This window comes from Glaciimonas sp. Gout2 (assembly GCF_035018905.1).
Classification (GTDB): domain Bacteria; phylum Pseudomonadota; class Gammaproteobacteria; order Burkholderiales; family Burkholderiaceae_D; genus Glaciimonas.
In genome coordinates this window covers 84,269-109,936 of the sequence record NZ_JASJXA010000014.1, presented here as the reverse complement: position 1 = coordinate 109,936, position 25,668 = coordinate 84,269, and the positions used below count along the sequence as shown (strand labels likewise).

Here is a 25,668-nt window from a genome sequence, read left to right as displayed (position 1 = left end):
ATTCACTTCTCCGGGGAGACCGGGGAAGTGAACAAGCTACAAGAGTTTACTTTTCAGAGGGTTCCGGCTCGCCAAATACCTGCTTGTAGGTGGGATAAAACGAGCAATACATGACGACTGTTAGCAGGATCGACAGTGGCAACAGCACCATAAGCGTAATCGATGCATTACCTACTAACAGCGCGACGATCACGCTGATAATGGCAGGGAACAATACGCCGAAAACGACCCATGAAAGTCCGTACACCATAAACGCTTTTGTCTCACGCTGAACCGCGAAAAAGCTATAAAAAATCGCCTTGAATACGCTCATTTTTTGCCACGCAATAAGAGGAGCCGCGTACCAGAATCCCATGGCAAAGGGCACGTACACGGCGGCAGAGAACATCATGGCTAATGTCATATTCGATTCTTGCGCCGTTTTGGCATCAAGTGGAATCTGTCCGGTCATAGCTTCCCAGAAAACGCCGCCATCAATCAATGCCGAGGCGCCAATGGCGATCATTGCGGCGAGTAAATATAAGCACCCAAGTAGTAACAGATTTTTCACTGCAGGCGAACGAAATCCCGTCAGCAGTAAATTTGGGAAAACGCGTTTGTCGTTCTCAATTTGCACACAGGCCTGCATGAACGCCATTGAAAATACAGGTATCAGTATCAGCGGTAGCAGTTGACCCAATACAGGTACGATACCGACAGCCAGCATCAGGAACATATAGGCAAGGAAAAGAGTCGAGATTTCAGCTGGTTGTTTGCGGAATAACGCAAAGCCACTTTTTACCCAGATCCAACCAGTTTTTGCAGGTAATTTTTCCATTATATTCAGAGCAGGGCCGGAGCCGGGTGAGCGATGCGTTGTCGCAAGATCCGTTCAAAATGCGCCGGATCATGCGGCGTCAGCATTTCTGCTGCGCGAGGTAAGTAAAAGTCATAAAGACGAGATAGCCAGAAGCGCAATGCGGCGGCGCGTAACATGGGTTGCCAGGCGGTTTGATCGTCACTACTAAACGCTTGCACTGAGCGGTAGCCGTCCAGCATTGCCGCTACGCGCACCTCGTCAAGTTCTCCTGTATCGACGTCGATACACCAATCGTTAACGGTGACGGCAAGATCGAATAGCCAAGTATCGCATCCAGCAAAATAAAAGTCGAAAAAGCCCGATAATTTATCGCCGTCAAACATCACATTATTGCGGAAAAGATCGGCATGCACGGGCCCTTTGGACAGGCTTTGATAAGTGGCAGTTACCGCAAAATCCTCCTGAAACTTAATTTCGGAACCGAGCAGCTGTTTAATCTCTGCAGGCAAAAATGGCAGCACGGCAGGTGCTGTGTCCCGCCACCATGCGAGTCCACGCAAGTTAGGCTGATAAATCGGAAAATCTTGTGCCGCCAGATGCATTTTTGCCAGCATGACCCCGACTTCGCGGCAATGCACAGGACCCGGCGACATTTCGGATTCGCCACGCAGTTTGCTAACGATCGCAGCGGGTTTGCCGTGTAGTGCATTAATAAGCGCGCCATGCTGATTGGCTATGGGAGCAGGCACCGCCACGCCACGCTGCGCCAGGTGACGCATAAGTTCAAGGTAAAAAGGCAATTGTTCGAACGTCAGTTTTTCAAAAACTGTCAGCACGTATTCGCCGGCCTCGGTATTGATGAAAAAATTACTATTTTCGATACCGGACGAAATACCTTTGATCGCCAGTGCTTTGCCTAAGGGAAATTGTGAAAGCCATTGGCTAAGGTCATCGAGGCTGACCGGGGTAAATACTGCCATGAGAAAAATTTAAAAAAAGAGATTTCGGAAAAAGTCGAAAGGTCACGCTATTTGTGAGAATGTAGAAAAAAGACCCAACATTTGAATCTCTCATCAACATTTGCCGCAGGGCTACAAAAAGCACCAGAAAAGCCGCCTTATTGGGCTGGCGTGGTAGGTGGCATTGGCGCTGTTTTACTATCAACAGCCTGTTCTTGGCCGGGAGTTGCTGGCTTTTCTTTCTTTTGGCCCCAATCGAACTCCTTAATCACCCATCGCGCACCGTTCGCTGGTGCACTTGGCGTATCGCCCGGCAACGACGTGCCGGCTGTTCTAGGTACGATGTGATAAGTACTGCCGCCGCTGTTAACCTTGATGTCCGTGACAACGCCTTGCTGGCGCTGCTGCGTGATGGTGTCTTCCGGCGCTTTCTCGTTTTTTTGAATGGTAATGGCAGGTTTTTCACCCTCTTCCAGATTCTGTAGTTCGGGCGGCGGCGGTGCCAGATTTGCAGGCCGCGGCGTATTCGTCTGCTGCTGTGCCTGCACCATTGATGTCGTCATTACACCAACCGCAGCAATTAAAAGCGCTGATAACGTTGCCACTGGCCAGACTTTAAGGTTATTCATGGTTTTTTGGATGCCATAGTTGTTCGTTGGTATCGAACTAGTAAAAAAATCTAGTGAGATGCAATGGTTCCATTGTAGCAAACCGGCCGTAACGATAGGGCACAAGTCGTAGATCAAGCCCAATTAGCACAGATAAATCGCACCTTTTTGGGGCTGTTGTTGTTGCTTGGCGATGTCACTGCCATTCATAGCGCAACGCTGTCGACCGGCAGGCTGGAAAGTCAGCGCTTAATCTTGTTTAAGCGAAGCCAATAGGAGTCGGACGAAATCGTCCAAATCCAGCTATCCTGGCCATAGGCAGGACCGACACTTTATATGTCGATCCCGTTGTAGTGCGGGTAAAAATTACAACAATGCGCCGGTGTCGGTATGACGGTCTACAGAATCTGCCAGCGATGTTTCACCTTTGTCATAAAAGTCGAAGACGGCATCTACAATCAGCGCAGGATCGTCGATAACCTGAATCAGATCAAGGTCTTTTGCGCCGATCATTCCAGTGGTAACCAACGTCGTACGGAACCACTCCAGCAGGCCTTCCCAGAACGTACTGCCGACTAAAATGATCGGAATCTTTCGACATTTCCCGGTCTGAATCAAGGTCAGGACCTCGGTTAGCTCATCCATGGTGCCAAAGCCGCCGGGTAATACGATATAGGCATCCGCATGCCGTACGAAGGCAACCTTACGCGCAAAAAAGTGGCGGAAACTTAACGAAATATCTTGCCACTTATTACTGCTTTGCTCGTGTGGTAGCTCAATATTGAGGCCAATCGAGGGTGACTTTCCTTCAAACGCGCCCTTATTGGCCGCTTCCATCAAACCAGGACCGCCGCCTGAAATAACCGCGAATCCAGCGTCCGAAAAGCGTCGTGCAATATCCGAACATTGTTCGTAATACGGGTTATCTTCTTTAATCCGCGCCGAGCCAAAGATGGAGACTGCAGGATGTAACTCAGACAGACGTTCGGTCGACTCGATAAACTCTGCCATAATTGTGAACATATGCCATGATTCGCGCGCCTTCTTGGAGGTAGCACGTTCGATGTCCGTCACTTGCCGCAACCGCGGTACATTTTTTCCGTTCGAGTTCGATTCCATATGCAAAAAACCCTGCTGTTAGTTGATGGTTCCAGTTACCTTTATCGGGCTTTTCATGCTCTGCCCGATATGCGCAATGCCGACAACGAGCCGACCGGCGCGTTGTACGGTATTTTAAATATGCTTCGTCGTTTACGTCTTGATTACCCTGCAGCTTACATTGCCTGCGTGTTCGATGCAAAAGGGAAAACGTTTCGTGACGATATGTATACCGAGTACAAGGCTACACGCGCTTCAATGCCGGAAGACCTAGTTAAACAGATTACGCCTATTCACGCTGCAGTGCGCGCTATGGGATGGCCTATTTTAATGGTTGAAGGTGTTGAAGCCGACGATGTCATCGGTACCTTGACAGTTCAGGCGGTCGCGCACGGGATGACCGCGGTGGTTTCCACCGGCGACAAGGACCTGGCGCAACTGGTTAATCAGCACGTGACACTGATTAACACAATGAATAATGAGAAATTGGATCCGCCGGGGGTAATTGCCAAATTTGGCGTTCCCCCAGACCGTATTGTTGACTACCTGACCTTGATCGGTGATACGGTCGATAATATTCCCGGCGTCTCTAAAGTTGGTCCGAAAACCGCGGTGAAATGGCTGGCCCAATACGATACGGTGGATCAAGTGATTGCCAATGCCGCAAACATCGGTGGCGCGGTGGGCGAAAATCTGCGGAAGGCGGTCGATTGGCTACCTCAGGCTAAAGCGCTGGTTACCGTTAAGACCGATTGCGATCTTAGCGAACACATGGGCTTATTTCCAGATTCACTGGCTATTTTGCCGCAAGATAAAGAAACATTAATCTCGCTTTATACGCGTTACAATTTTAAAACATGGCTACGTGAGCTTAGTAGTAGTGTGGCTAGCAGTGTGGCTGCAACGGCCAAAGTAGAAAATACCAGTAAAGCGGATGGCGATGAAAAAGTCGACCTGATCGATGCCGTCACGACGGCAGTGGAAAGTCTGGGGCAAAGTAGTTTGTTTCCGCGGGCGGTAACAAATTATGAGGCCGTCACGACCGAACAGCAACTTGATCACTGGATGACCGTCATTGCCGATGCGCCATTAACCTCGGTCGATACTGAGACAACCTCGCTTGATCCGATGACTGCACAATTAGTCGGTATTTCGCTCAGTTGCACTATAGGCGTGGCCGCGTATATTCCAGTAGCGCATCGGACGCAAGACGGCGCGCAACAGCTATCGTTGGAATTTGTATTGGGAAAAATGAAATCCTGGCTGGAAGATCCAATTAAGTTAAAAGTCGGCCAAAATTTAAAATACGACAGTCATATTTTTGCCAATCAAGGCGTGACACTACGCGGCATCGAGCACGATACGATGCTGGAATCGTATGTTTTCGAATCCCACCGTCCGCATGACATGGACAGCATGGCGTTGCGCCATCTTGGACATAAAACGATTACTTTTCAAGAGGTCTGCGGAAAAGGCGCGTCACAAATTTGTTTCGATGAAGTCGAGATTGCACGTGCCACTGAATATGCCGCGGAAGATGCTGACGTCACTTTGCGCTTGCATCAGACTATGTGGCCGCATATTGAGAGCGACGAAAAGCTGCGTTTTATTTACGAAAGTATCGAAGTCCCAACCGCGGTTGTTTTACAAAAAATTGAACGCAATGGCGTCTTGATCGATGCGGGTTTGTTGAAGACCCAATCGAATGAAATAGGTAAACGCCTGTTGGAAATTGAACAGCAAGCTTATATCCTGGCGGGTCAGCCATTCAATCTTAATTCTCCTAAACAATTGGGAGAAATTTTCTTTGAAAAGCTGCAATTACCAATCATCAAGAAAACGCCTTCCGGTGCACCGTCGACCGATGAAGAAGTACTGCAAAAGCTAGCGGAAGACTATCCGCTACCGAAGATTTTGCTCGATTATCGTAGTCTTTCAAAGTTGAAGTCGACCTATACTGACAAGTTGCCGAAAATGGTCAATCAGTCTACTGGACGGGTGCATACCAACTACGCACAGGCGGTGGCGGTGACGGGGCGATTGGCTTCGAACGATCCGAATTTACAAAACATTCCCATCCGCACCGCCGAAGGGCGTCGTATCAGGGAGGCGTTCGTTGCGCCTGAAAATAGCGTGATCGTCTCGGCTGATTATTCGCAAATTGAACTACGTATCATGGCGCACATTTCCGGCGATGAAAACATGTTGCGGGCGTTTGCTGATGGTATTGATATTCACCGCGCAACCGGGGCCGAAATTTTCGGTGTAACAGCTTCGGATGTCAGTAGCGAGCAGCGTCGTTACGCCAAGGTGATTAACTTCGGTTTGATTTATGGCATGAGCGCGTTCGGTCTGGCAGGTAATCTGGGTATCGAGCGGGCGGCGGCGCAAATGTATATCGAAAAATATTTTATGCGCTTTTCCGGCGTCAAATTGTTTATGGACAACACGCGCTTGCAGGCCAAAGCGCAAGGTTACGTTGAAACGGTTTTCGGCCGTCGTTTATGGTTGCCAGAAATCAACTCGCCAAACGGACCACGCCGCCAAGGTGCAGAGCGCGCTGCGATTAACGCACCGATGCAAGGCACCGCTGCCGACTTGATTAAGTTGTCCATGATTGCCGTGCAGGGCTGGCTTGAGGCAGAACAGCTAAAATCCAAAATGGTGATGCAGGTCCATGATGAATTGGTGCTTGAAGTGCCGCAAGAAGAGTTGGAATTAGTTCGCGTAAAGTTGCCTGAACTGATGGCTAGCGTAGCAAAGTTACGGGTCCCGCTGATTGCCGAAGTCGGGGTTGGAAAAAATTGGGATGAAGCACATTGATGCTGGTTTGAATTGAGTCTGTATGAACGATGCGACGGTTTGTATCGTGTTGATGTCGCTCTCAGCGTACAAATGCTGAGAGCAGTTCATGCAAAGGAGTTAGACGTGGTTAGACAGTCTTAACCGTTTTTTAAATAATTCCATGTGTATTTCATCGCTTTCACGACGACAACTTGACCCACGATAGTTTCACCACTTTTTAGGAGAATCTGAGTGCCGAACTTAAAAGATGATTTTGATAGCCTGGTAGGAAAAGCGCGGTTATCCGACGACGTTGATCGCAGGACCTTTATTAAGACCGCCCTGGGCACCGGCTTTGCGGCTGCGGTTTTGCCGGTCTGCGCACAGACTGTGATTAAGACCGATACCATTGGATTGACCGCCGGTACTGTTGAAGTACAAATCAATGGTCTGACCGTGCCAATATACCGGGCCCAACCGGAAGGTAAGCGCAACTTGCCGGTAGTGCTGGTAATCTCCGAAATTTTTGGTGTACATGAACATATCGCGGACGTGGCACGACGTTTTGCGAAGCTTGGCTATCTGGCTATCGCACCCGATTTGTTTATTCGTCAGGGAAATCCGGCGGCCTTCGCCTCGATTGCGGAACTGCAAAAAGAAGTGATTTCGAAGGTGCCGGACGATCAGGTACTTGGGGATTTGGATGCCTGCGTAGCTTGGGCCAAAGAAAATGGTGGAAATATCGATAAGCTTGCCATTAACGGATTTTGTTGGGGCGGTCGCATTACGTGGTTGTACTGTGCCCACAATCCTAAAGTCACAGCGGGAGCGGCATGGTACGGCCGTCTGGTCGGCGATAAGAGCGCGCTCAATCCCCATCAACCGGTCGATATCGCAGCCGCATTGAAAGTGCCGGTACTCGGTTTATATGGCGGCAAAGATGAGGGAATTACGCAAGATAGTATTCAGCAAATGAAGGCTGCACTTGCAAAGGGCAGCAGCAAATCGACCTTTGTCGTGTATCCAAACTCAGGCCACGCGTTTAACGCGGATTATCGTTCGAGTTATGTTGAAGCTGACGCCAGGGATGGCTGGAAACGCGCCCTGGAATGGTTTAAAAGCCACGGTGTTAGTTGAGCTGAATTGAACGGCGTTGCTCTCGTTAGAGTAGTGCAATTTGAGTGACGCGCATCGTCGGAAGAGTGTGTAGGTCAGTTGCCTTTGCGACTAACCAAACACTCTTTTATTTACTACCGCCAGCGCTGTTTGGAAGGAATATCAAGCACCGGTGGCAATCGGGCGACTTGGATCTGCGCACCATTCGCTCCACGATCCAGGATACAACGCTGCGCCGTGCAAGCCAGCAATTTCCAAAGCCAGCAAGTTGTGACATGCAGTTACGCCAGATCCGCATTGCATCACTGCAGCCTGGGATGCACTGATAATGTTACTAAACTCTTCGTGCAGTTGATGACCCGGTTTAAAGCGTCCATCGGCTTGTAAATTATTTTTAAAGAAGCGATTTTTTGCACCAGGAATATGACCGCCGATGGGGTCTATGGTCTCGTTTTCGCCACGGAAGCGGTCCGGTGCGCGGGCATCGACCACAGTACGTTGTGGATTGGTTAAATTATTTAAAACATCCTGCGCATCAACGTTGGTGACTAACGCGGGTTTGATGCTGATAGTACCCTTCACGTTTGTAGTGACTGTGGTTGATAGCGTTTGCCCTTCTGCTAGCCAAGCCGCTAATCCACCATCAAGCACCGCTACGGAGGCATGACCAATTGAGCGCAGCAGCCACCAAAGTCGCGCAGCAAAGATGCCGCCTTGCGCATCGTAAGCAACGACCTGCGTATCGTCATTGATACCCCATTGGCGCAAAGTCGCGATCAGGGCATCTTGTTCTGGTAACGGATGGCGTCCTTTGAAAACGCCATCTGCAGCTAGCTTGGCACCAGATAAATCTTGATCGAGATGCGCGAATTGCGCCATAGGAATATGGCCAGAAGTATAGGCTGCGCGGCCAGCATCCAGATCGGCCAAATCGTGACGGCAATCGATTATGACCCAGTTCGCTTGCGGCGCATTTTGCAACAGGTTGGCAGCTGAAATCAGCGTGGTGTAAGGATGTTTGTTTGGCATAGCGATCTCCTGTAGTTCTTGCATGTAGCAGCGAATATATTGTACCCAAGCTTGCCATTTAAGTTCGCAATAGTGCCTTGAAATTCAATCTCACATTTGATACTTGGTTTATCGCTCGCTTTTGAGGCGATAAGCGATTTAGCAGTCGAGAATGTTCACTTTAATTATAGAGCGTTGTTGTCGATCAGCCGTTGATAATTAATGGCGGTAGCGACCACATAAAGGGGATTACAAAAAAATCATCAAACTTGGAAAATAAGATAAAGCAACTATCTCAGTAAATGTCGCAGTTGATGCGGACTAAATGCCACAAAGCGCTGCTAATCTTTGATGGCGCACTTATCGCTGCGAGGAACAAATTTGATGGTGTTTCAGCCATAATCAAGTTGAAAAGCGCGGGAGTACGAGCGATAAGTCAAAAACGAGGGAGAAGAAAGGAAGAGAAGAATGAATCTGAACGACTGATTTTTCGAAGTCGTACAGATTAAAGTAATTGATCAGCGGGTGTTAGTCGACGTTAGTTTTTGGTAGGTCCATCTGGCTGCGATACCATTCGTGGAAATGCTGCATACCATCCTCCATCGGTGATTGATATGGCCCGACTTCGCTTACGCCTCGCGCCATTAAAATACTGCGGCCAGCGTCCATGCGTAGCGCAATTTCATCATCTTCGACACAGGTTTCCATGTATGCAGCGCGTTCGGCCTCTACCATTTCGCGCTCGAATAACGCGATTTCTTCAGGGTAGTAGAACTCAACCACATTCGTTGTCTTTTGAGGCCCCCTTGGCCACAAAGTGGATACCACCAATACGTGGGGATACCATTCGACCATGATGTTTGGATATATTGTTAGCCAAATTGCACCGAATTTTGGTGGTTTGCCGTTGCCAAATTTGAGAACCTGTTCTTGCCATTTTTTGTAAGCCGGTGATCCGGATTTTGCCAGACCATGATTGACACCGACTGTTTGTACGCTGTAATCCTTGCTGAATTCCCACGTGAGATCGTCGCAACTGACAAAACTACCCAATCCGGGGTGAAACGGCTCAACGTGATAATCCTCCAGATAAACCTCAATAAAAGTTTTCCAGTTGTAATCGCATTCATGCACTTCAACGTGATCAAACAAATAGTTGCTGAAATCAAGGTCTTTCGACACCCCTAACTTGTTGAGTTTTTCCCCGACATTAAAGCCGTTTTCTTCAAACAGTAAGCCGTTCCAGCTTTGCAGCGGTGTTTGAGACAGGTTCATACATGGAGTTTCGCCGAAATGCGGCGCTCCGATGAGTTCACCTTTGAGGTCATAAGTCCAGCGATGTAGCGGACAGACGATAGTGCGGGCGTTGCCATGACCGTCGAGCATCTTCGCTTGACGATGACGACAGACGTTAGAAACTAGCACAATGCCCTCAGGATTGCGCACTAACATGCGGCCTTCATTTTCGGATGCCATTGTGGCGTAATCGCCAACATTGGGTACCATTAACTCGTGGCCAACATAACGTGGACCACTTTGAAATAGCTGTTGTATTTCGCGTTTTAACAGTGTTTCGTCAAAATAGACGTCGACTGGAAGTTGCGCATCAGACCGCGCCAGCGTGGCAAAAATAGCCAGATCGGACATTCCCGTCCCCCAAATTAATCTGCACCAACCTAAGAGAGAAAGAATCCGTAAAAATCTGTATTCAAATAATATAAAATTAATATGAAGCGGAAGTTTCGGACATAACCTACTATTATGCCACAGCTAGACTTGCTTTTCTCTATTTGACCATAAATTGCCGGATAATCCCTCAGAAATTCAACGGGTTATAACTGTTTGCACTAAAATAGCGGACACCACAATTAAGCACTCGCCTAGAGTTTCTGACTTTAGCTTTTGCTTCCCCGCAATCAGGCGTTACCATCTGCAGTGCTCGGCTTGGTATTGATTCAGATCAACGACGACATCGTGCAGGCTGGCCAATGACTGATGGTAAGGCAACATTATTTTGAACAGGCTTTAACAATTATGGCAAAGAACGCACTTTCTGCCAGTAATCCGGCATCATTTGAACAGGCAATGGCTGAATTGGAGCAACTTGTTGCCCAGATGGAAGCCGGTGAGTTACCGTTGGAGGCGTCGGTAGCGGCTTATAAACGCGGCTCAGAACTGGTTAAATTTTGCGCAGTACAACTCGATAAAGTTGATAGTCAGGTAAAAGTTCTGGAGGGAGATATGTTGAAACCTTTCGCCGCGCCCGCTGATCAGTCCGATGGAAGCGATGCATGACGGGTGCTGACAATACGACGGAAGCTATAGAGTCGCTTCACGCAATTGGAGTGCCGGATGATATTGCTGGGTTTTCTGAATGGATGCGGCAGATTCAGTCAGTAACTGAAGCTGCATTGACAACATTTTTGCCCTTGCCTACGGATGTTCCGGTACGCTTGCACCAGGCTATGCGTTATGCGGTTTTAGATGGCGGCAAGCGGATACGGCCTCTTTTGGTATTCGCGGCTGGTGAGCTGTTCGGAGCACCTCAACCTATGTTGGAACGCGCAGCAGCAGCAGTCGAAATGATTCATGCGTATTCGCTGGTGCATGACGATATGCCGTGTATGGACGACGACGCACTACGCCGCGGTAAACCGACCGTGCATGTGCAATATGATGAACCAACCGCATTATTAGTTGGCGATGCATTGCAGTCGCAAGCGTTTATTGTGTTGTCTGCCAATGTCGAGACTGTTGATCCGGTGCGCCAGATGATGATGTTGCGCTTGCTGGCGGCGGCGTCCGGGTCTTTCGGTATGTGCGGCGGTCAGGCAATTGATTTGGATAGTGTCGGTTTGCAGCTATCTCTGGATGCGCTGGAGTTGATGCATCGATTGAAGACCGGCGCCTTACTACGCGCCTCAGTCCTATTGGGGGCCACCAGCGGCAAGACGTTATCGTTTACGGAAGTGCAAGCATTAGAAGCATACGGTACGGCGATTGGGTTGGCGTTTCAGGTGGTCGACGATATCCTTGATGCGACTGCCGATTCAGCAACTTTAGGCAAGACAGCGGGCAAGGACGCAGCGAATAATAAACCAACCTATGTATCGATCATCGGGTTGACGGAATCGCAGGTATTGGCAGATAAGTTGCGTAACGACGCTCACGCGGCGATTGCGCCCTTTGGAAATAAAGCCCGTCGCCTGCGTGAATTGGCAGATTTGATTGTGCAGCGGAAAGCTTAGTCCCATGAATTTACTTAATACAATAAACAGCCCGGCCGACTTGCGCCTTTTAACGCGTGCGCAATTGCGACCGCTGGCTGATGAACTACGCGAATTCGTTATTGATTCCGTGTCCCAGACTGGCGGCCATTTGTCGTCAAATTTAGGAACCGTTGAACTGACAATCGCGCTGCATTACGTTTTTAATACGCCCGAAGATCGTATCGTATGGGACGTAGGTCACCAAACCTACCCGCACAAAATACTGACAGGTCGTCGTGATCAAATGAAAACCTTACGTCAGTTTGAAGGTATTTCGGGATTTCCTCGTCGTGACGAGAGTGAATACGATACCTTTGGGACGGCGCATTCCTCAACATCGATTTCGGCAGCGCTGGGCATGGCCTTGGCCGCCAAGACCAAAGGTGAAAAGGATCGTCACGCTGTCGCAGTGATCGGTGACGGTGCAATGACCGCCGGTATGGTTTTTGAGGCGATGAACAACGCTGGCGTGTATGACGATATCAATCTGTTGGTTATCTTAAATGACAACGATATGTCGATCTCTCCACCGGTCGGCGCATTGAATCGTTATCTGGCGCGCTTGATGTCCGGTCAATTTTATGCCAAGGCCAAAAATGTCGGCAAATCGATGCTGCCGGGACCAGTGTTGCAATTGGCCAAGCGGTTTGAAGAGCACGCCAAAGGCATGATTGTACCTGCCACCATGTTTGAGGAATTAGGTTTCAATTACATCGGCCCTATTGATGGGCATGATTTGGAATCGCTGATTCCAACGTTGCAAAATCTGAAGCATTTGAAAGGTCCGCAATTTTTGCACGTGGTAACAAAAAAAGGTCAGGGTTATAAGTTGGCTGAGGCCGATCCCGTGCTTTATCACGGGCCCGGAAAGTTTAATCCAGCCGTCGGCATCAAGCCAGCGACGTCCAGCAAGATGACGTATACACAAGTTTTCAGTGACTGGCTATGCGATATGGCAGCGCAAGATGAAAAACTAATCGGTATTACGCCAGCAATGGCGGGCGGCTCTGGATTGGTGGAGTTTGAGCAGCGCTTTCCAGAGCGTTACTACGATGTTGGTATCGCCGAGCAACACGCGGTGACTTTTGCCGCTGGCCTTGCTTGCGAAGGCCTCAAGCCAGTTGTGGCGATTTATTCGACCTTCTTGCAACGTGCTTATGATCAATTGATACATGATGTCGCGCTGCAAAATCTGGATGTCACCTTTGCGCTTGATCGTGCTGGTCTGGTCGGAGCTGATGGCGCGACTCACGCTGGTAATTATGACATCGCTTTCTTGCGTTGTATTCCCAACATGGTGGTCATGGCTGCGTCTGACGAAAACGAATGTCGCCAGATGTTGTCGACAGCTTATCTCTACAAAGGGCCAGCCGCCGTGCGCTATCCCCGTGGCAGTGGTGTTGGCGCAGTGATTGATCAGGCATTAGTTGGGTTGCCATTTGGCAAAGGCGAGATTCGGCGCGAAGGTAAGGGAATAGCGATTTTGGCCTTTGGTACGATGGTTGCGCCAAGTCTTGAAGCGGCCGAAGCATTGAATGCGACCGTCGCTAATATGCGCTTCATTAAACCGCTGGATGTTGCGCTGTTACTCGAACTGGCAAATTCGCACGAGGCAATTGTCACTGTAGAAGAAGGTTCGATCATGGGTGGCGCTGGCGCCGCGGTGGCAGAAGCTTTGGCGGCGGCAGGATGTGTCAAACCGCTTCTGAATCTGGGTTTGCCCGATCGTTTTATCGATCATGGTGACGCTACACAGTTATTGGCGATGTGTGGTTTGAATGCAGAAGGAATTGCGGCGAGTATTCGTCAACGATTTGGCAAAGAGGTATTGCATTTGGTGGCTATGCAGAATTAGATTGGGTTTTTGATTCCCTCTGATGATGGGTGATTAAGTGTGTTGTCAGCTACGGTCTTCGATAGGTAATTTACAAAGACCGTAGTGAGTGCATTAGTGGACGATCCGGCCAATAAAAAAGTCTTCATCGGTGCAGTCTGATTTGCTTTGTTGGAGCATCTGCCCGAAGCAGAAAAGGAACGCATTACGCAACCGATCCAGATCACCATCGACGCTAAAATCTTGTCAACGCTCAGGTCTCATCAATAGCGCAATAGCGATCAAAGCGGCTCAAACGTCACTGCGCCCGACATTTTTCCACAAAACATCACTGCCGCCATCCAACCGATTTAACACCCGCGACAACACAAACAACAAATCCGATAGTCGATTGACGTAAAGCCGCACAGGAACGTTGACCGTTTCACTCTTGCCCAGCGTGATGATACTGCGCTCAGCGCGGCGACACACTGTCCGGCAAACATGTGCCAGCGCCGCTGTGCGTGCTCCGCCAGGTAAAATAAATTCCCGTAACGGTGGCAAGTCTGCATTATATTTTTCGAGCAATGCGTCAAGTCGCGCCACTTGTGACTCCTTGATCATCACGTAACCCGGAATACACAACTCGCCACCGAGATCGAATAAATCATGCTGAATCGTCAGCAGATCATCGCGCAAAGTAGTCGGTAATACCTCGCAGAGTAAAACACCGAGATGTGAGTTCAGTTCATCGACATCGCCGATTGCGTGAATCCGCAGACTATCTTTGTCTGTGCGGCTACCGTCGCCAAGGCCAGTTGTGCCGTTGTCGCCCGTGCGCGTAGCTATTTTTGAGAGTCGATTACCCATGTTGGTTGTATATAGTGAAATTATAGTGAGATAGGCGATTACTTTACACTAGTGGCCCAATGCCGTGACAAATTCCCGGCAATCGCTATCGAAGAGTAAAATCTTAACAAAACGGAGACTCTTATGAATCATATCGCCACATTGGCAGCATTAAAAAAGCCGCTGCCTGACGCGTTGCTTGTTGTACTCAAAACCTTATTTGGGGACCGCTTCTCCACTACGCATGCCATGCGCGCGCATCACGGTAGTGACGAATCGTCCTACGATCCGATGTTGCCTGATGCCGTGGTGTTTGCTGAGTCGACCGAAGATGTCGCGGCGACCGTCAAATTGTGCAGTGAATATCAAATACCGCTCATTCCGTACGGTTGCGGGACATCTCTGGAAGGCCATATATTGGCCTTGCAAGGCGGTATTTCGATCGACTTGTCACGCATGAATCGTCTGTTGGCGGTGCACGCTGAAGATATGACCGCTACGGTTCAGGCCGGTGTGACGCGCAAGCAGATCAATCACGAAATCAAAGATAGCGGACTGTTTTTCCCCATTGATCCGGGTGCTGATGCGTCGCTTGGTGGCATGGCCGCGACGCGTGCGTCCGGGACTAACGCCGTGCGTTACGGCACCATGCGTGAGAACACTTTGGCGCTGACCGTCGTCACATCGGATGGCCGTATTATCAAAACCGGCACGCGCGCTAAAAAATCTTCCGCTGGCTATGATCTGACGCGCATATTTGTCGGTAGTGAAGGGACGTTGGGCATTATTACAGAGGTGACCGTTCGGCTATATCCGCAGCCCGAAGCTATTTCTGCGGCGGTGTGTTCGTTCGAGACTATCGGTGACGCCGTCACCTCAGTGATTCAGATTATTCAGCTTGGTGTACCGATTGCGCGGGTCGAATTTCTCGATGAAAATAGTGTCAAGGCGATTAATGCCAATGCTAAATTTTTCTTGCCAGAAAAACCATTATTACTATTTGAGTTTCACGGCAGCGAAAACGGCGTGAAAGAACAAGCCGAAGTGGTCCAGTCCGTGGTCAATGAGTTCCACGCAATTGGCTTCGAATGGGCGACGCAGCCTGAAGATCGTTCACGTTTGTGGGCTGCGCGACATAACGCTTTTTTTTCGCTCTTGCAGTTGCGTCCGGGATCTCGCGCCATATCAACCGATTGTTGCGTGCCGATTTCGCGCTTAGCAGAATGCATGTTGTCGACCAAAGCAGATTGCGATGCTCACGGCATGATTTATTCGATATTAGGCCATGTTGGTGATGGCAATTTTCATGTGCAAATGCTGGTTGATCCAGATAATGCGGAGGAGATTGCTTGCGCCGAAGGTATTAATAGTCGCATGGTGGCGTTAGCGATTTCGATGGATGGAACTTGCACCGGTGAACATGGTGTCGGCTTGCATAAGATGGATTTTTTGATCGCTGAACATGGCGACGCCGCGATTGAGACTATGCGGGTGCTGAAGCATGCTTTTGATCCGAAGAATATTCTTAATCCCGGTAAAATTATTCGTTGGTAGGGCGATACGACTATCTATAAAAGCAAAATGGATACTTTCAGTTAGTCCTAAAAGTATCTTCGGCCCTAAGCCTTGCAGCGCGGTATGCTACAGCGTTCAGTGATTGCAACATCAGATCAGTGAATCACTAAATCGCACTTTCGGATATCGAATGAAAATTGCCTCATACGGAATATGCTAAACAAGTCCTCCATCGCGACCCGATTGCCACCGGTCCACGCCCTGTCGGCGTTCGAGGCCGCAGCGCGCCATAACTCATTTGCACTCGCTGCCGATGAGTTATGCATTACGCCTTCGGCGCTGTCGCACCGGATTCGCTTGCTTGAGGATTTCGTCGGTGAGCGGCTGTTTAGTCGTGAAGGGCGCACCGTCACTTTGTCGGAATTTGGCCGCCGGTATCTGGACGTGGTACGCAATGCTTTGCGCACATTAATTGAGTTTCCGATGCCGCATCGCGCTTCTCAGGCGCAGCCGCGGATCAAAATAACAGTGCCACCCACCTTTGCACGCTATTTGCTGATTCCGCATTTAGGCAGTTTTATCGCAGAGCATCCGGACATAGTTGTAGAAATATTCTTGTCGGTTCCGCTGTACGACTTAAGTCTTTCGGAAAGTGATATTGAAGTGCGTTTTGGCGCTGGCAGATATCCCAACACCACGACCGAAAAACTCTTCGAGGAACCTGCGTTTGCCGTTGCTACGCCGGATTATTTGCGTCAAATCGGTGGTATTGATACGCCTGCCGATTTGCGCAAGGCAACACTATTACGCTCTGCTTTAGAGCCTTGGCAGCCTTGGTTTGAGGCAGCCGGATTGGATTGGCCGGAGCCTGCGTCGGGATTGCGCGCAGACGATTTAGGATTGCTGCTTGAGTTGATTCGAAATGGATTTGGCGTCGGATTGACGCGCAAACACTTTGCACAAAAAATGATCGCAGATGGAGAGTTGGTGCAATTGTTTGACGTGAGTCTGACTTCTCCGCCGCATGCTTATTATCTGGTGTACGAGCAAAAGCCCTATGAACGTCCGGAAGTGACGATTTTCATTGCCTGGATGAAAAAAACCTTCAAACGACTTTAAAAAATCGATTTGCGTAGCCTGTCTTACTCGAGCGGTTTTGAAACACGTGAAAAAAATTCATCCGCACAGCATAAGAGTTTCAGCCGCAGATGTTACATAAGCGCCGCCTGACAATGACATTTTCGCTATACTCTGCACTACAAAGCGTGCGCGGGCGGGCGAGAGTGATGGCGTATTCATGGCCTGTTCGGCATGGTTAAAGTCAGGTAACTGATTCCCTTCTCTCTTAAAGTCTGAATTAAAGTTTGTCATTTAGCCTCCGACAGCACGTTACTACCTTACAGTTATCTCGCATAGGAATCGCATGAACGCCCCCGCAGAGACTTCAATTACACCTTCTTTTACTGCTGAACGGCAACGTCAGGTTGCTGCTGCGTTGCGTGCTGTTCTGCCGACGCATTCAGTGCTATTCAATGAGGAGGACACGCGCCCCTACGAGTGTGATGGTTTGGCCGCGTATCGGCAATTACCAATGGTCGTCGCGTTGCCGGAAAACGAGGCGCAAGTTGCCGCGATTCTCAAGATTTGCCGTGATCTGAAAGTACCGATCGTGCCACGCGGCGCGGGAACGGGCTTGTCCGGTGGGGCAATGCCGATTGCCGATGGCGTTGTAGTGTCGACGGCCAAACTTAACCGTATCGTCAAAATGGACGCCTATTCCCGTACCGCGGTTGTCCAGCCGGGCGTGCGTAATCTAGCCATTTCTGACGCTGCGGCGGCACATAATTTGTATTACGCACCAGACCCGTCATCGCAGATTGCCTGCACGATAGGTGGTAACGTTGCAGAAAACTCGGGCGGCGTTCATTGCCTGAAATACGGCCTCACGGTGCATAACGTCATGCGCGTGCGTATGGTTACGATTGATGGTGAGATCGTCGAACTGGGCGGCGCGTCGCTGGACGCACCGGGCCTCGATTTGCTTTCCGTTTTTGTCGGCTCCGAAGGCATGCTCGGTATCGTCACTGAAGTCACCGTCAAGCTCATTCCAAAACCACAACTGGCTCGCGTCATTATGGCGTCGTTCGACGATGTCGTAAAAAGCGGCAATGCTGTTGCCAACGTGATTGCCGCCGGGATTATTCCCGCCGGTTTGGAGATGATGGATAAAACCAGTTCGCGCATGGTTGAACCGTTTGTCAAAGCCGGTTACGACATTGATGCCGCCGCAATTTTGCTATGCGAGTCGGACGGTACAACGGAAGAAGTAGAGGAAGAAATCGGTCGTATGAGCGCGGTACTTGATGCCAGCGGCGCGACCCGGATTGAGGTGTCGCAATCGGAAGCTGAGCGACTGCGGTTTTGGTCTGGACGCAAAAATGCGTTCCCGGCGGCAGGGCGTATTTCACCTGATTATTATTGTATGGACGGGACGATTCCAAGGAAAAATCTGGCGCAAGTATTGCTGCGGATTGAAGAAATGGAAACCAAACATGGCTTACGTTGCGCTAACGTGTTCCATGCCGGTGATGGTAATTTGCACCCTTTGATTTTGTTCGATGCAAACGTGCCGGGCGAGTTTCATCGTGCTGAAGCTTTTGGCGCTGAAATTCTGGAGTTGTGTGTCGAAGTCGGTGGCACGATTACCGGTGAACATGGTGTTGGAATTGAAAAAATTAATTCGATGTGTGTGCAGTTTTCGCCACTCGAGCGTGAGGCATTCTTTGGCGTAAAGCGAGCGTTTGACACGGCGTTTTTGCTCAACCCCGATAAGGCAATCCCGACGTTACAACGATGTGCCGAATACGGGAAAATGCACGTAAAGCGTGGTCAACTAAAATTCCCGGATTTACCGCGGTTCTAAAAAATAGTGCGACGTTGCCAGAAAAAATGAAAACAGGTCTGGAAATCAGGCCAAAAGCGAGACCAGAAACGAGACGATGGATAATCAAAAATTTAAGGATCAGATCCTTTCCGCCAACAGCACAGGAAGTGCGCTGCAAATTCGCGGCGGCGGGACCAAAGATTGGTACGGCCAAACGCCGCAAGGCGCGGTGCTTGACACCCGCGAACACAGCGGCATCATCGATTACGAGCCTACCGAACTAGTGATTACCGCACGTTGCGGCACGCCCTTGGCAGACATTGAGACCGCACTCGCAGAACGCGGTCAGGCGCTTGCATTTGAGCCTCCGCACTTTGGCGCAAATGCCACCGTCGGCGGTATGGTGGCGGGTGGATTATCTGGTCCTTCTCGGCAGTCGGTTGGCGCTTTACGCGATTATGTATTAGGCGTGGTGTTGATGGATGGCAAAGGCGATGTGCTACATTTTGGCGGTCAAGTCATGAAGAACGTTGCTGGCTATGATGTCTCACGTTTATTAACCGGATCGATGGGTACGCTGGGTTTGATACTTGAAGCGTCTATCAAAGTGCTGCCACGCGCAATTGCGAGCAGCAGTCGCCGTTTTGTGGTCGCCGAGGCTGAAGCGCTACGTTGGTTGAACGAATGGGGTGGTCAACCATTGCCGATTTCTGCCAGTTGCTGGTGTGATGGCGTATTGACCGTTCGATTAGCCGGCGCACAAGCTGCGGTCAGCGCAGCAGAGAAAAAAATGGGCGGCGAAGCAGTGTCCGATGCCGACGCTTTCTGGCAGGGAGTACGTGAGCAAACGCATGCATTTTTTGATACACAATCGCCAATTTGGCGTTTGTCGGTGCCATCTGTAACACCTCCGCTTGCGTTATCAGGAACGTCAATGATTGAGTGGGGCGGCGCGCAACGCTGGTTGCTCACTGATGCCAATCCTTTGGATATACGGGCCGCTGCCAGTGCAGTCGGAGGACACGCGACTCTGTATCGCGGTGGCGATAAGAATGTCGGCGTATTCCAGCCGTTAGCGCCAGCAGTCTCAAAAATTCATCATAATTTGAAAGCGACGTTTGATCCGGCCAGAATTTTTAATCGCGGACGAATGTATCAGGATTTATAAGATAAAAATGTTTTTTTGCGAACGGTCATTGTGCGATACAAGTGACGCGTTTTCTACGACACATTTTTTTGCGTTTAATTTAATGCACCGACTGCGTCAGGCATGCGCAATTGTTAGCACGCCAGCATAGAGAAGGGTAGTGAATTTCCCCGCAAGGATATTTGCCAACTCTCGATGCAAGCCAATAACTGAACCTCAGGATTCTATGCAAACCAATTTAGCGCCATTCATCAAAGATACCCGCGAAGGCCAGGAGGCCGAGGCAATTTTGCGCGCCTGTGTGCATTGCGGATTTTGCACTGCCACCTGTCCCACCTATCAGATTTTGGGTGATGAGCTGGATGGACCGCGTGGACGGATTTATCTCATCAAGCAAGTTCTGGAAGGACAACCCGCCACGGCCAAGACACAGCTGCATTTGGATCGCTGCCTGACATGCCGCAATTGCGAATCGACTTGCCCATCCGGTGTGGAATACGGCCGACTACTGGATATTGGTCGCAAGGTTGTCGACGATCAAGTACCAAGATCATTAGAGCAGCGCATCACACGGACGGCATTGAAACAACTGCTACCGCGCAAATGGCTATTCACGCCTGCGTTTAAAACGGGGCAAGCTTTGCGTTCCTGGATGCCGCAAAAACTGAAAGAAAAATTACCGGCAAAACAGGCGGCCGGAAGCTGGCCGCAACGCCAGCATGCACGCAAAATGTTACTTCTCGATGGCTGCGTGCAACCAGCGATGGCACCCAATATCAATAGCGCAACCGCGCGAGTATTGGACGCGCTGGAAGTACAAGTATTAATTGCCCCCAAAGCAGGTTGTTGCGGGGCGATTCGTTATCACCTTAACGACCACGAAGGCGGCCTTGATGATATGCGCCGCAATATCGACGCATGGTGGCCGTATGTCGATGGTAGCAATGGTCAAAAGATTGAGGCGATTGTGATGACTGCATCGGGTTGCGGCACTACCGTCAAAGAATACGGACACTTGTTGGCTGCCGATGCTGAGTACGCCGAAAAAGCGCAAAAAATCTCTGCGCTGACACGTGATTTAAGTGAGATTTTGCCTGAGCTTGAGACGCCGTTACTCGCTAAATTAAAAGGGAAAATCAGTAAGCGTGTTGTCTTTCATCCGCCGTGTACTTTGCAGCATGGTCAACAAATTCGCGGCAAGGTAGAGGGTTTGCTACGTGGCGCTGGCGTTGACGTGCAACTGTGTGCTGACAGTCACCTGTGTTGCGGTTCAGCCGGGACTTATTCTGTGTTGCAACCAGAACTCTCGCATCAGTTGCGGGATAACAAATTGCGTAATCTGGAAGCTACGCAGCCTGAGATGATCGTATCTGCCAACATTGGTTGTCTGACGCATTTACAGTCGGGAACGCAGACGCCTGTGAAGCATTGGATTGAGCTGTTGGATCAGGCTTTAGGGCAGCCTGCGGTGCATTAAACAAGTTGCACCTTTCACGCTAATGTGGTCGCCATGCAATGCTATGGCGGCCTTTTTTTTTGCATCAGAATCTTTATTTTCGTGCGGTTTGAAGAGGCTTATTAAAATAAATATGCTTATTAAAAAAGACAAATCTAACAAGTTTATTGTTATTTAGTTAAATATATTTTGGCAAAATAATATTGCTATCGCACAATAAATGTCTATAAAAAAATTTGCCTTTCAATGTTCGAATTCGAACATTATAATTTCGAATGTAAATATTTAATGTCCATTTGCAACTAAAGTGCTCAACTTGAGTCAATTAACGGTAAATAGTTGACGATTATCAGTAGACGAAATCGAGGGGAAATTGTGAGCGCAGGAAAAATTGTTGATTTGTTAGTGGTGGGTGGCGGTGTTAATGGCGCAGGCATTGCGCGAGATGCTGCCGGGCGAGGTCTAAGCGTGTTTCTGTGCGAGCAGGACGATTTGGCCGCGCACACGTCCTCCGCCAGCACAAAGCTGATCCACGGTGGCCTTCGCTATTTAGAACACTACGAATTTAGTCTCGTGCGCAAGGCATTACAAGAGCGGGAAATATTGCTGCGTCTCGCACCGCATATCATTTCACCTTTGCGCTTCGTTATGCCGCATGTCTCCAGCCTGCGGCCAGCATGGATGATCCGTGCGGGCTTATTTTTGTATGACCATCTGAGCAAACGTGAAGTATTACCTAGTTCACATGGCATTGATTTCCGCACGCATATCTCTGGCGGACCGTTAAAAAAGTCGTTGAAAAAAGGTTTTGTCTATTCAGACGCCGCAGTGCAGGATGCGCGCCTAGTAGTTCTCAATGCGATGGATGCGCGGGAGCGTGGCGCGACCATTCTCACTAAAACACGCTTGATTGCAGCAAAGCAAGGACCGCAACATTGGGATGCGACGTTGCAGTCGACGCTTAACGGCGAAACCACGCTCGTGCAAGCGCGCTGTGTTGTCAACGCAGCGGGGCCTTGGGTCGGGAGTTTGCTAAGCGGTGCATTGAATACCTCGGCACGACACCATGTCCGCCTGGTTAAGGGTAGCCATATCGTGACAAAACGGTTGTTTGATCATGATTACGCTTATATTTTTCAAAATCCGGATAAACGGATCGTGTTCGCGATTCCTTACGAAAACGATTTCACCGCAATTGGTACGACCGATGTCGAATACAGCGGCGACCCAAGCAAGGTTGATATTTCGGAAGAAGAAACAGCTTATCTATGCGAATCGGTGAATCGCTATTTCGATATCCCTGTATCGCCATCGCAAGTTGTCTGGTCGTGGTCCGGCGTTCGCCCATTGCTTGAGGAAGAAGTTGCGAATCCTTCTGCCGTGACCCGAGACTATCGTCTGGACCTGACGGCTGAAAACAATCTCGCCCCGGTGTTATCTGTGTTTGGCGGAAAAATCACCACCTACCGGCGTTTGGCGGAAGAGGCGATGGAAAAGTTGCAGCCGTTGTTCAGCTATATGGAAACAGAAGACTGGACGGCACACGCGCCATTACCAGGTGGAGATATTGAAAATGCAGATTTTGCGCGGTTCCTGACGCAATTTCGGCAACGTTGCCCTTGGTTGCCAGTGGTGACCGCCAAGCGTTACGCGCATGCGTATGGGACCCGCGTAGACATGTTGTTGGACGGTATCCACGATGTGACGGAGCTCGGCGAATTATTCGGAGCTGATCTGTACGAGGTTGAGGTGCGCTATCTTATTGAACATGAGTGGGCGCTTACAGCAGAAGATATTATCTGGCGTCGTTCCAAGTTGGGTTTACGTTTAAATGCTGCTGAAGTCGCACGATTAACCGCATGGTTGCAAACTCAAAATAGCGTGAACATTAGTGCGCCGACCATTGAATGCACAGAAGGTATTTGAACCACTGGAAAATCCAGTGACAAAGCAGGCGACGGTTCATTCTTAACTAGTCAACGTTACTGTGATTGGTCAGCAGTTTTAGGGATAAAAATAATGGCGCATCTATGCGCCTCCAACCTTGGAGTAGACAGTTGAAAGATAAATATATATTGGCCTTGGATCAAGGCACTACCAGTTCGCGTGCGATCCTTTTTGACCGGCAAGGAAACATCGTTTCATCTGCCCAGAAAGAATTCCACCAAATCTATCCGCAACCAGGTTGGGTTGAGCATGATCCGCAGGAAATCTGGTCGACGCAGGTTGGCGTGGCCGCCGAAGCGACGACTAGCGTTGGTTTGAATGGTGCTTCAATCGCCGCTATCGGCATTACCAATCAGCGCGAAACAACGATAGTCTGGGATCGCGAAACCGGCAAAGCAATTTATAACGCCATCGTTTGGCAGGATCGCCGGACTGCTTTATTTTGCGACGACCTAAAGCGTCAGGGTCTGGCAGATCAAATTCGTGAAAAAACCGGACTATTAGTAGACTCATATTTTTCGGGTACTAAAATACGCTGGATTCTGGATAATGTCGACGGTGCGCGACAACTGGCGGATCAAGGTCGTCTGGCGTTCGGCACTGTTGATACCTGGCTAGTCTGGAATATGACGCGTGGCAAACTTCACATTACTGATGTGTCGAATGCCTCTCGCACTATGTTGTTTAACATTCATACGCTGGATTGGGACGACGAACTTTTGAATATTATCGGCGTCCCGCGCAGTATGTTGCCGACGGTAAAATCATCCAGCGAAGTGTATGGTCATACTGAAAAATCAGGCTTCGGTGCCGAAATTCCGATCGCTGGTATTGCCGGTGATCAGCAAGCGGCGCTGTTCGGGCAAATGTGTACAGAACCGGGGATGGTGAAAAACACCTACGGTACGGGTTGTTTCATGGTGATGAACACCGGCACTAAGCCTATCGTTTCCAAAAATAACTTACTCACGACCGTCGCATGGAAAATCGGTGATGAAGTAAATTATGCGTTAGAGGGCAGTATTTTTATCGGCGGCGCTGTCGTGCAATGGTTACGTGATGGGTTAGGAATCATCAAAAAATCCAGCGAAGTTGAGGGTCTGGCGCGCAGTGTCAAGAATACAGACGGTGTCTATCTGGTACCAGCGTTCGCCGGTCTGGGTGCGCCACATTGGAATCCGCATGCACGCGGCACCGTATTTGGTGTGACGCGTGGCACCACCTCCGCTCATTACGCCCGCGCGGCGCTGGACAGTATCGCCTATCAGACGATGGACGTATTAAAGGCCATGGAAGCGGATTCAGGAATTGTTATTCCTGAATTGCGCGTTGATGGTGGCGCGACTGCAAATAATTTACTGATGCAATTTCAGTCGGACATTCTAGGCGTCGACGTGGTTCGCCCAACAGTCACCGAAACCACGGCACTAGGCGCAGCGTATCTTGCGGGTCTGGCTGTCGGGTATTGGAGCAGCATTGACGAAGTGCGCGGTCAATGGCAGCTAGACAAACGCTTTCATTCCGAGATGCCGATTGACGAGGTCAATGCCAATATCAAAGGCTGGCAACGTGCCATCGTAGCCGCTATCGCTTGGGCCGATGATCGTACCTAAAACATAATTTATGGTGGCGTTGCGCTATTCAATGTCGGACCTTGTTATTCGAAAGATTTTCTATGCATCCCTTATTAGGTGAATTTGTGGGGACAACGTTGGTTGTCTTGCTGGGAAATGGCGTCGTTGCCAATGTCATCTTGAGTAAAACAAAAGGTCATGGCGGCGGATTGATCGTGATTACTGTTGGTTGGGCAATGGCGGTTTTTGTCGGTGTTTTTACCGTAGCTTCGGCTAGCGGCGCGCATCTTAATCCTGCTGTGACAGTCGCTTTGGCGGTCGCCGGAAAATTTCCGTGGGGAAGTGTGCCGGGATATATTGCGGCCCAAATGTTAGGTGGCATGACGGGTGCTTTTTTAGTCTGGTTAGTATATCGAAAGCATTTTGAACAGACGACAGATGGCGATACCAAGCTCGCCGTATTTTGTACGGGGCCAGCGATACGCAACATCTTTGGCAATTTGATATCCGAGATTGTCGGGACATTTGTCCTGGTATTTGGCGTATTAAGTATTGCTTCACCAAAATTTGGACTGGGTGCGCTCGATGCGTTGCCAGTCGCGTTGCTGGTAATGAGTATCGGTGTTTCGTTAGGCGGTACTACCGGCTATGCGATTAACCCGGCACGCGATCTGGGGCCGCGTCTGATGCATGCTTTGTTACCCATCCCGGGCAAACGTGACAGTGACTGGGGTTATGCTTTTGTGCCGGTGTTTGGTTCCATTGCAGGTGGCGTCCTGGCGGCATTGTTATATGGTTTAGGTTCTACGATGACGCATTAAAGCCATCGTGAAAGGTTCTCT

21 protein-coding genes are annotated in these 25,668 nt (G+C 49.7%); 13 read left to right on the top strand and 8 right to left on the bottom strand.

What is annotated here, in order from left to right:
• Positions 1 to 46: 46 nt before the first annotated feature.
• From QN379_RS12085 to QN379_RS12070, 4 genes are all read right to left on the bottom strand, one after another.
• Entirely contained in the window at positions 47 to 817 is a 771-nt protein-coding gene (locus QN379_RS12085) for a BPSS1780 family membrane protein (RefSeq protein WP_322233303.1), read from the bottom strand.
• Positions 818 to 822: 5 nt separating this feature from the next.
• Positions 823 to 1,779, bottom strand: a complete 957-nt coding sequence (locus QN379_RS12080) for a homoserine kinase (RefSeq protein WP_322233301.1) — start codon at positions 1,777 to 1,779, stop codon at positions 823 to 825.
• A 137-nt stretch (positions 1,780 to 1,916) separates the two neighbouring features.
• Complete coding sequence (locus QN379_RS12075; RefSeq protein ID WP_323506727.1) at positions 1,917 to 2,387, bottom strand: hypothetical protein; 471 nt, start codon at positions 2,385 to 2,387, stop codon at positions 1,917 to 1,919.
• A gap of 345 nt (positions 2,388 to 2,732) precedes the next feature.
• Positions 2,733 to 3,485, bottom strand: coding sequence for a TIGR00730 family Rossman fold protein (locus QN379_RS12070; protein WP_323506726.1), 753 nt, complete (start codon positions 3,483 to 3,485; stop codon positions 2,733 to 2,735).
• Between QN379_RS12070 and polA the strand changes: the two genes are divergently transcribed.
• Positions 3,486 to 6,287, top strand: a complete 2,802-nt coding sequence (polA, locus tag QN379_RS12065) for a DNA polymerase I (RefSeq protein ID WP_323506725.1) — start codon at positions 3,486 to 3,488, stop codon at positions 6,285 to 6,287.
• Positions 6,288 to 6,500: 213 nt separating this feature from the next.
• Positions 6,501 to 7,385, top strand: a complete 885-nt coding sequence (locus QN379_RS12060) for a dienelactone hydrolase family protein (protein WP_323506724.1) — start codon at positions 6,501 to 6,503, stop codon at positions 7,383 to 7,385.
• 141 nt (positions 7,386 to 7,526) lie between these two features.
• Here QN379_RS12060 and QN379_RS12055 read toward each other — a convergent pair whose 3' ends face one another.
• On the bottom strand, positions 7,527 to 8,393 hold the full coding sequence (locus QN379_RS12055) for a sulfurtransferase (protein WP_322233293.1): 867 nt from the start codon (positions 8,391 to 8,393) through the stop codon (positions 7,527 to 7,529).
• 507 nt (positions 8,394 to 8,900) lie between these two features.
• Complete coding sequence (locus QN379_RS12050; RefSeq protein ID WP_322233291.1) at positions 8,901 to 10,019, bottom strand: aromatic ring-hydroxylating dioxygenase subunit alpha; 1,119 nt, start codon at positions 10,017 to 10,019, stop codon at positions 8,901 to 8,903.
• A 387-nt stretch (positions 10,020 to 10,406) separates the two neighbouring features.
• On the opposite strand from QN379_RS12050, the gene QN379_RS12045 reads away from it, so the two are divergent.
• From QN379_RS12045 to dxs, 3 genes are all read left to right on the top strand, one after another.
• Positions 10,407 to 10,667: an exodeoxyribonuclease VII small subunit gene (locus tag QN379_RS12045; protein ID WP_322233289.1), complete on the top strand. Its 261-nt coding sequence runs from the start codon at positions 10,407 to 10,409 to the stop codon at positions 10,665 to 10,667.
• A gap of 83 nt (positions 10,668 to 10,750) precedes the next feature.
• Positions 10,751 to 11,620: a farnesyl diphosphate synthase gene (locus QN379_RS12040; protein WP_322240221.1), complete on the top strand. Its 870-nt coding sequence runs from the start codon at positions 10,751 to 10,753 to the stop codon at positions 11,618 to 11,620.
• A 4-nt stretch (positions 11,621 to 11,624) separates the two neighbouring features.
• A complete protein-coding gene (gene dxs / locus QN379_RS12035; protein WP_323506723.1) occupies positions 11,625 to 13,496 on the top strand; it encodes a 1-deoxy-D-xylulose-5-phosphate synthase in 1,872 nt (623 codons plus the stop codon).
• 270 nt (positions 13,497 to 13,766) lie between these two features.
• On the opposite strand, the gene QN379_RS12030 is transcribed toward dxs, so the two are convergent.
• Entirely contained in the window at positions 13,767 to 14,324 is a 558-nt protein-coding gene (locus tag QN379_RS12030; protein WP_322233285.1) for a cob(I)yrinic acid a,c-diamide adenosyltransferase, read from the bottom strand.
• Between the two features lie 123 nt (positions 14,325 to 14,447).
• Here QN379_RS12030 and QN379_RS12025 point away from each other — a divergent pair, with 123 nt between their 5' ends.
• A complete protein-coding gene (locus QN379_RS12025) occupies positions 14,448 to 15,857 on the top strand; it encodes an FAD-binding oxidoreductase (protein WP_323506722.1) in 1,410 nt (469 codons plus the stop codon).
• Between the two features lie 192 nt (positions 15,858 to 16,049).
• Entirely contained in the window at positions 16,050 to 16,937 is an 888-nt protein-coding gene (locus QN379_RS12020; RefSeq protein ID WP_322240219.1) for a LysR substrate-binding domain-containing protein, read from the top strand.
• 57 nt (positions 16,938 to 16,994) lie between these two features.
• On the opposite strand, the gene QN379_RS12015 is transcribed toward QN379_RS12020, so the two are convergent.
• Positions 16,995 to 17,189: a hypothetical protein gene (locus tag QN379_RS12015; protein ID WP_323506721.1), complete on the bottom strand. Its 195-nt coding sequence runs from the start codon at positions 17,187 to 17,189 to the stop codon at positions 16,995 to 16,997.
• 52 nt (positions 17,190 to 17,241) lie between these two features.
• Here QN379_RS12015 and QN379_RS12010 point away from each other — a divergent pair, with 52 nt between their 5' ends.
• From QN379_RS12010 to QN379_RS11985, 6 genes are all read left to right on the top strand, one after another.
• Positions 17,242 to 18,741, top strand: coding sequence for an FAD-linked oxidase C-terminal domain-containing protein (locus QN379_RS12010; protein WP_322233279.1), 1,500 nt, complete (start codon positions 17,242 to 17,244; stop codon positions 18,739 to 18,741).
• A 76-nt stretch (positions 18,742 to 18,817) separates the two neighbouring features.
• A complete protein-coding gene (gene glcE, locus QN379_RS12005) occupies positions 18,818 to 19,870 on the top strand; it encodes a glycolate oxidase subunit GlcE (RefSeq protein ID WP_323506720.1) in 1,053 nt (350 codons plus the stop codon).
• A gap of 205 nt (positions 19,871 to 20,075) precedes the next feature.
• Complete coding sequence (gene glcF, locus QN379_RS12000) at positions 20,076 to 21,326, top strand: glycolate oxidase subunit GlcF (protein WP_322233275.1); 1,251 nt, start codon at positions 20,076 to 20,078, stop codon at positions 21,324 to 21,326.
• Positions 21,327 to 21,680: 354 nt separating this feature from the next.
• Entirely contained in the window at positions 21,681 to 23,231 is a 1,551-nt protein-coding gene (gene glpD, locus QN379_RS11995) for a glycerol-3-phosphate dehydrogenase (RefSeq protein ID WP_323506719.1), read from the top strand.
• A gap of 131 nt (positions 23,232 to 23,362) precedes the next feature.
• Entirely contained in the window at positions 23,363 to 24,865 is a 1,503-nt protein-coding gene (gene glpK, locus QN379_RS11990) for a glycerol kinase GlpK (protein ID WP_323506737.1), read from the top strand.
• Positions 24,866 to 24,927: 62 nt separating this feature from the next.
• The gene (locus QN379_RS11985) at positions 24,928 to 25,647 is read left to right on the top strand and encodes an MIP/aquaporin family protein (protein ID WP_322233271.1); all 720 of its coding nucleotides are present in this window, start codon (positions 24,928 to 24,930) and stop codon (positions 25,645 to 25,647) included.
• The last annotated feature ends 21 nt before the right edge of the window (positions 25,648 to 25,668 follow it).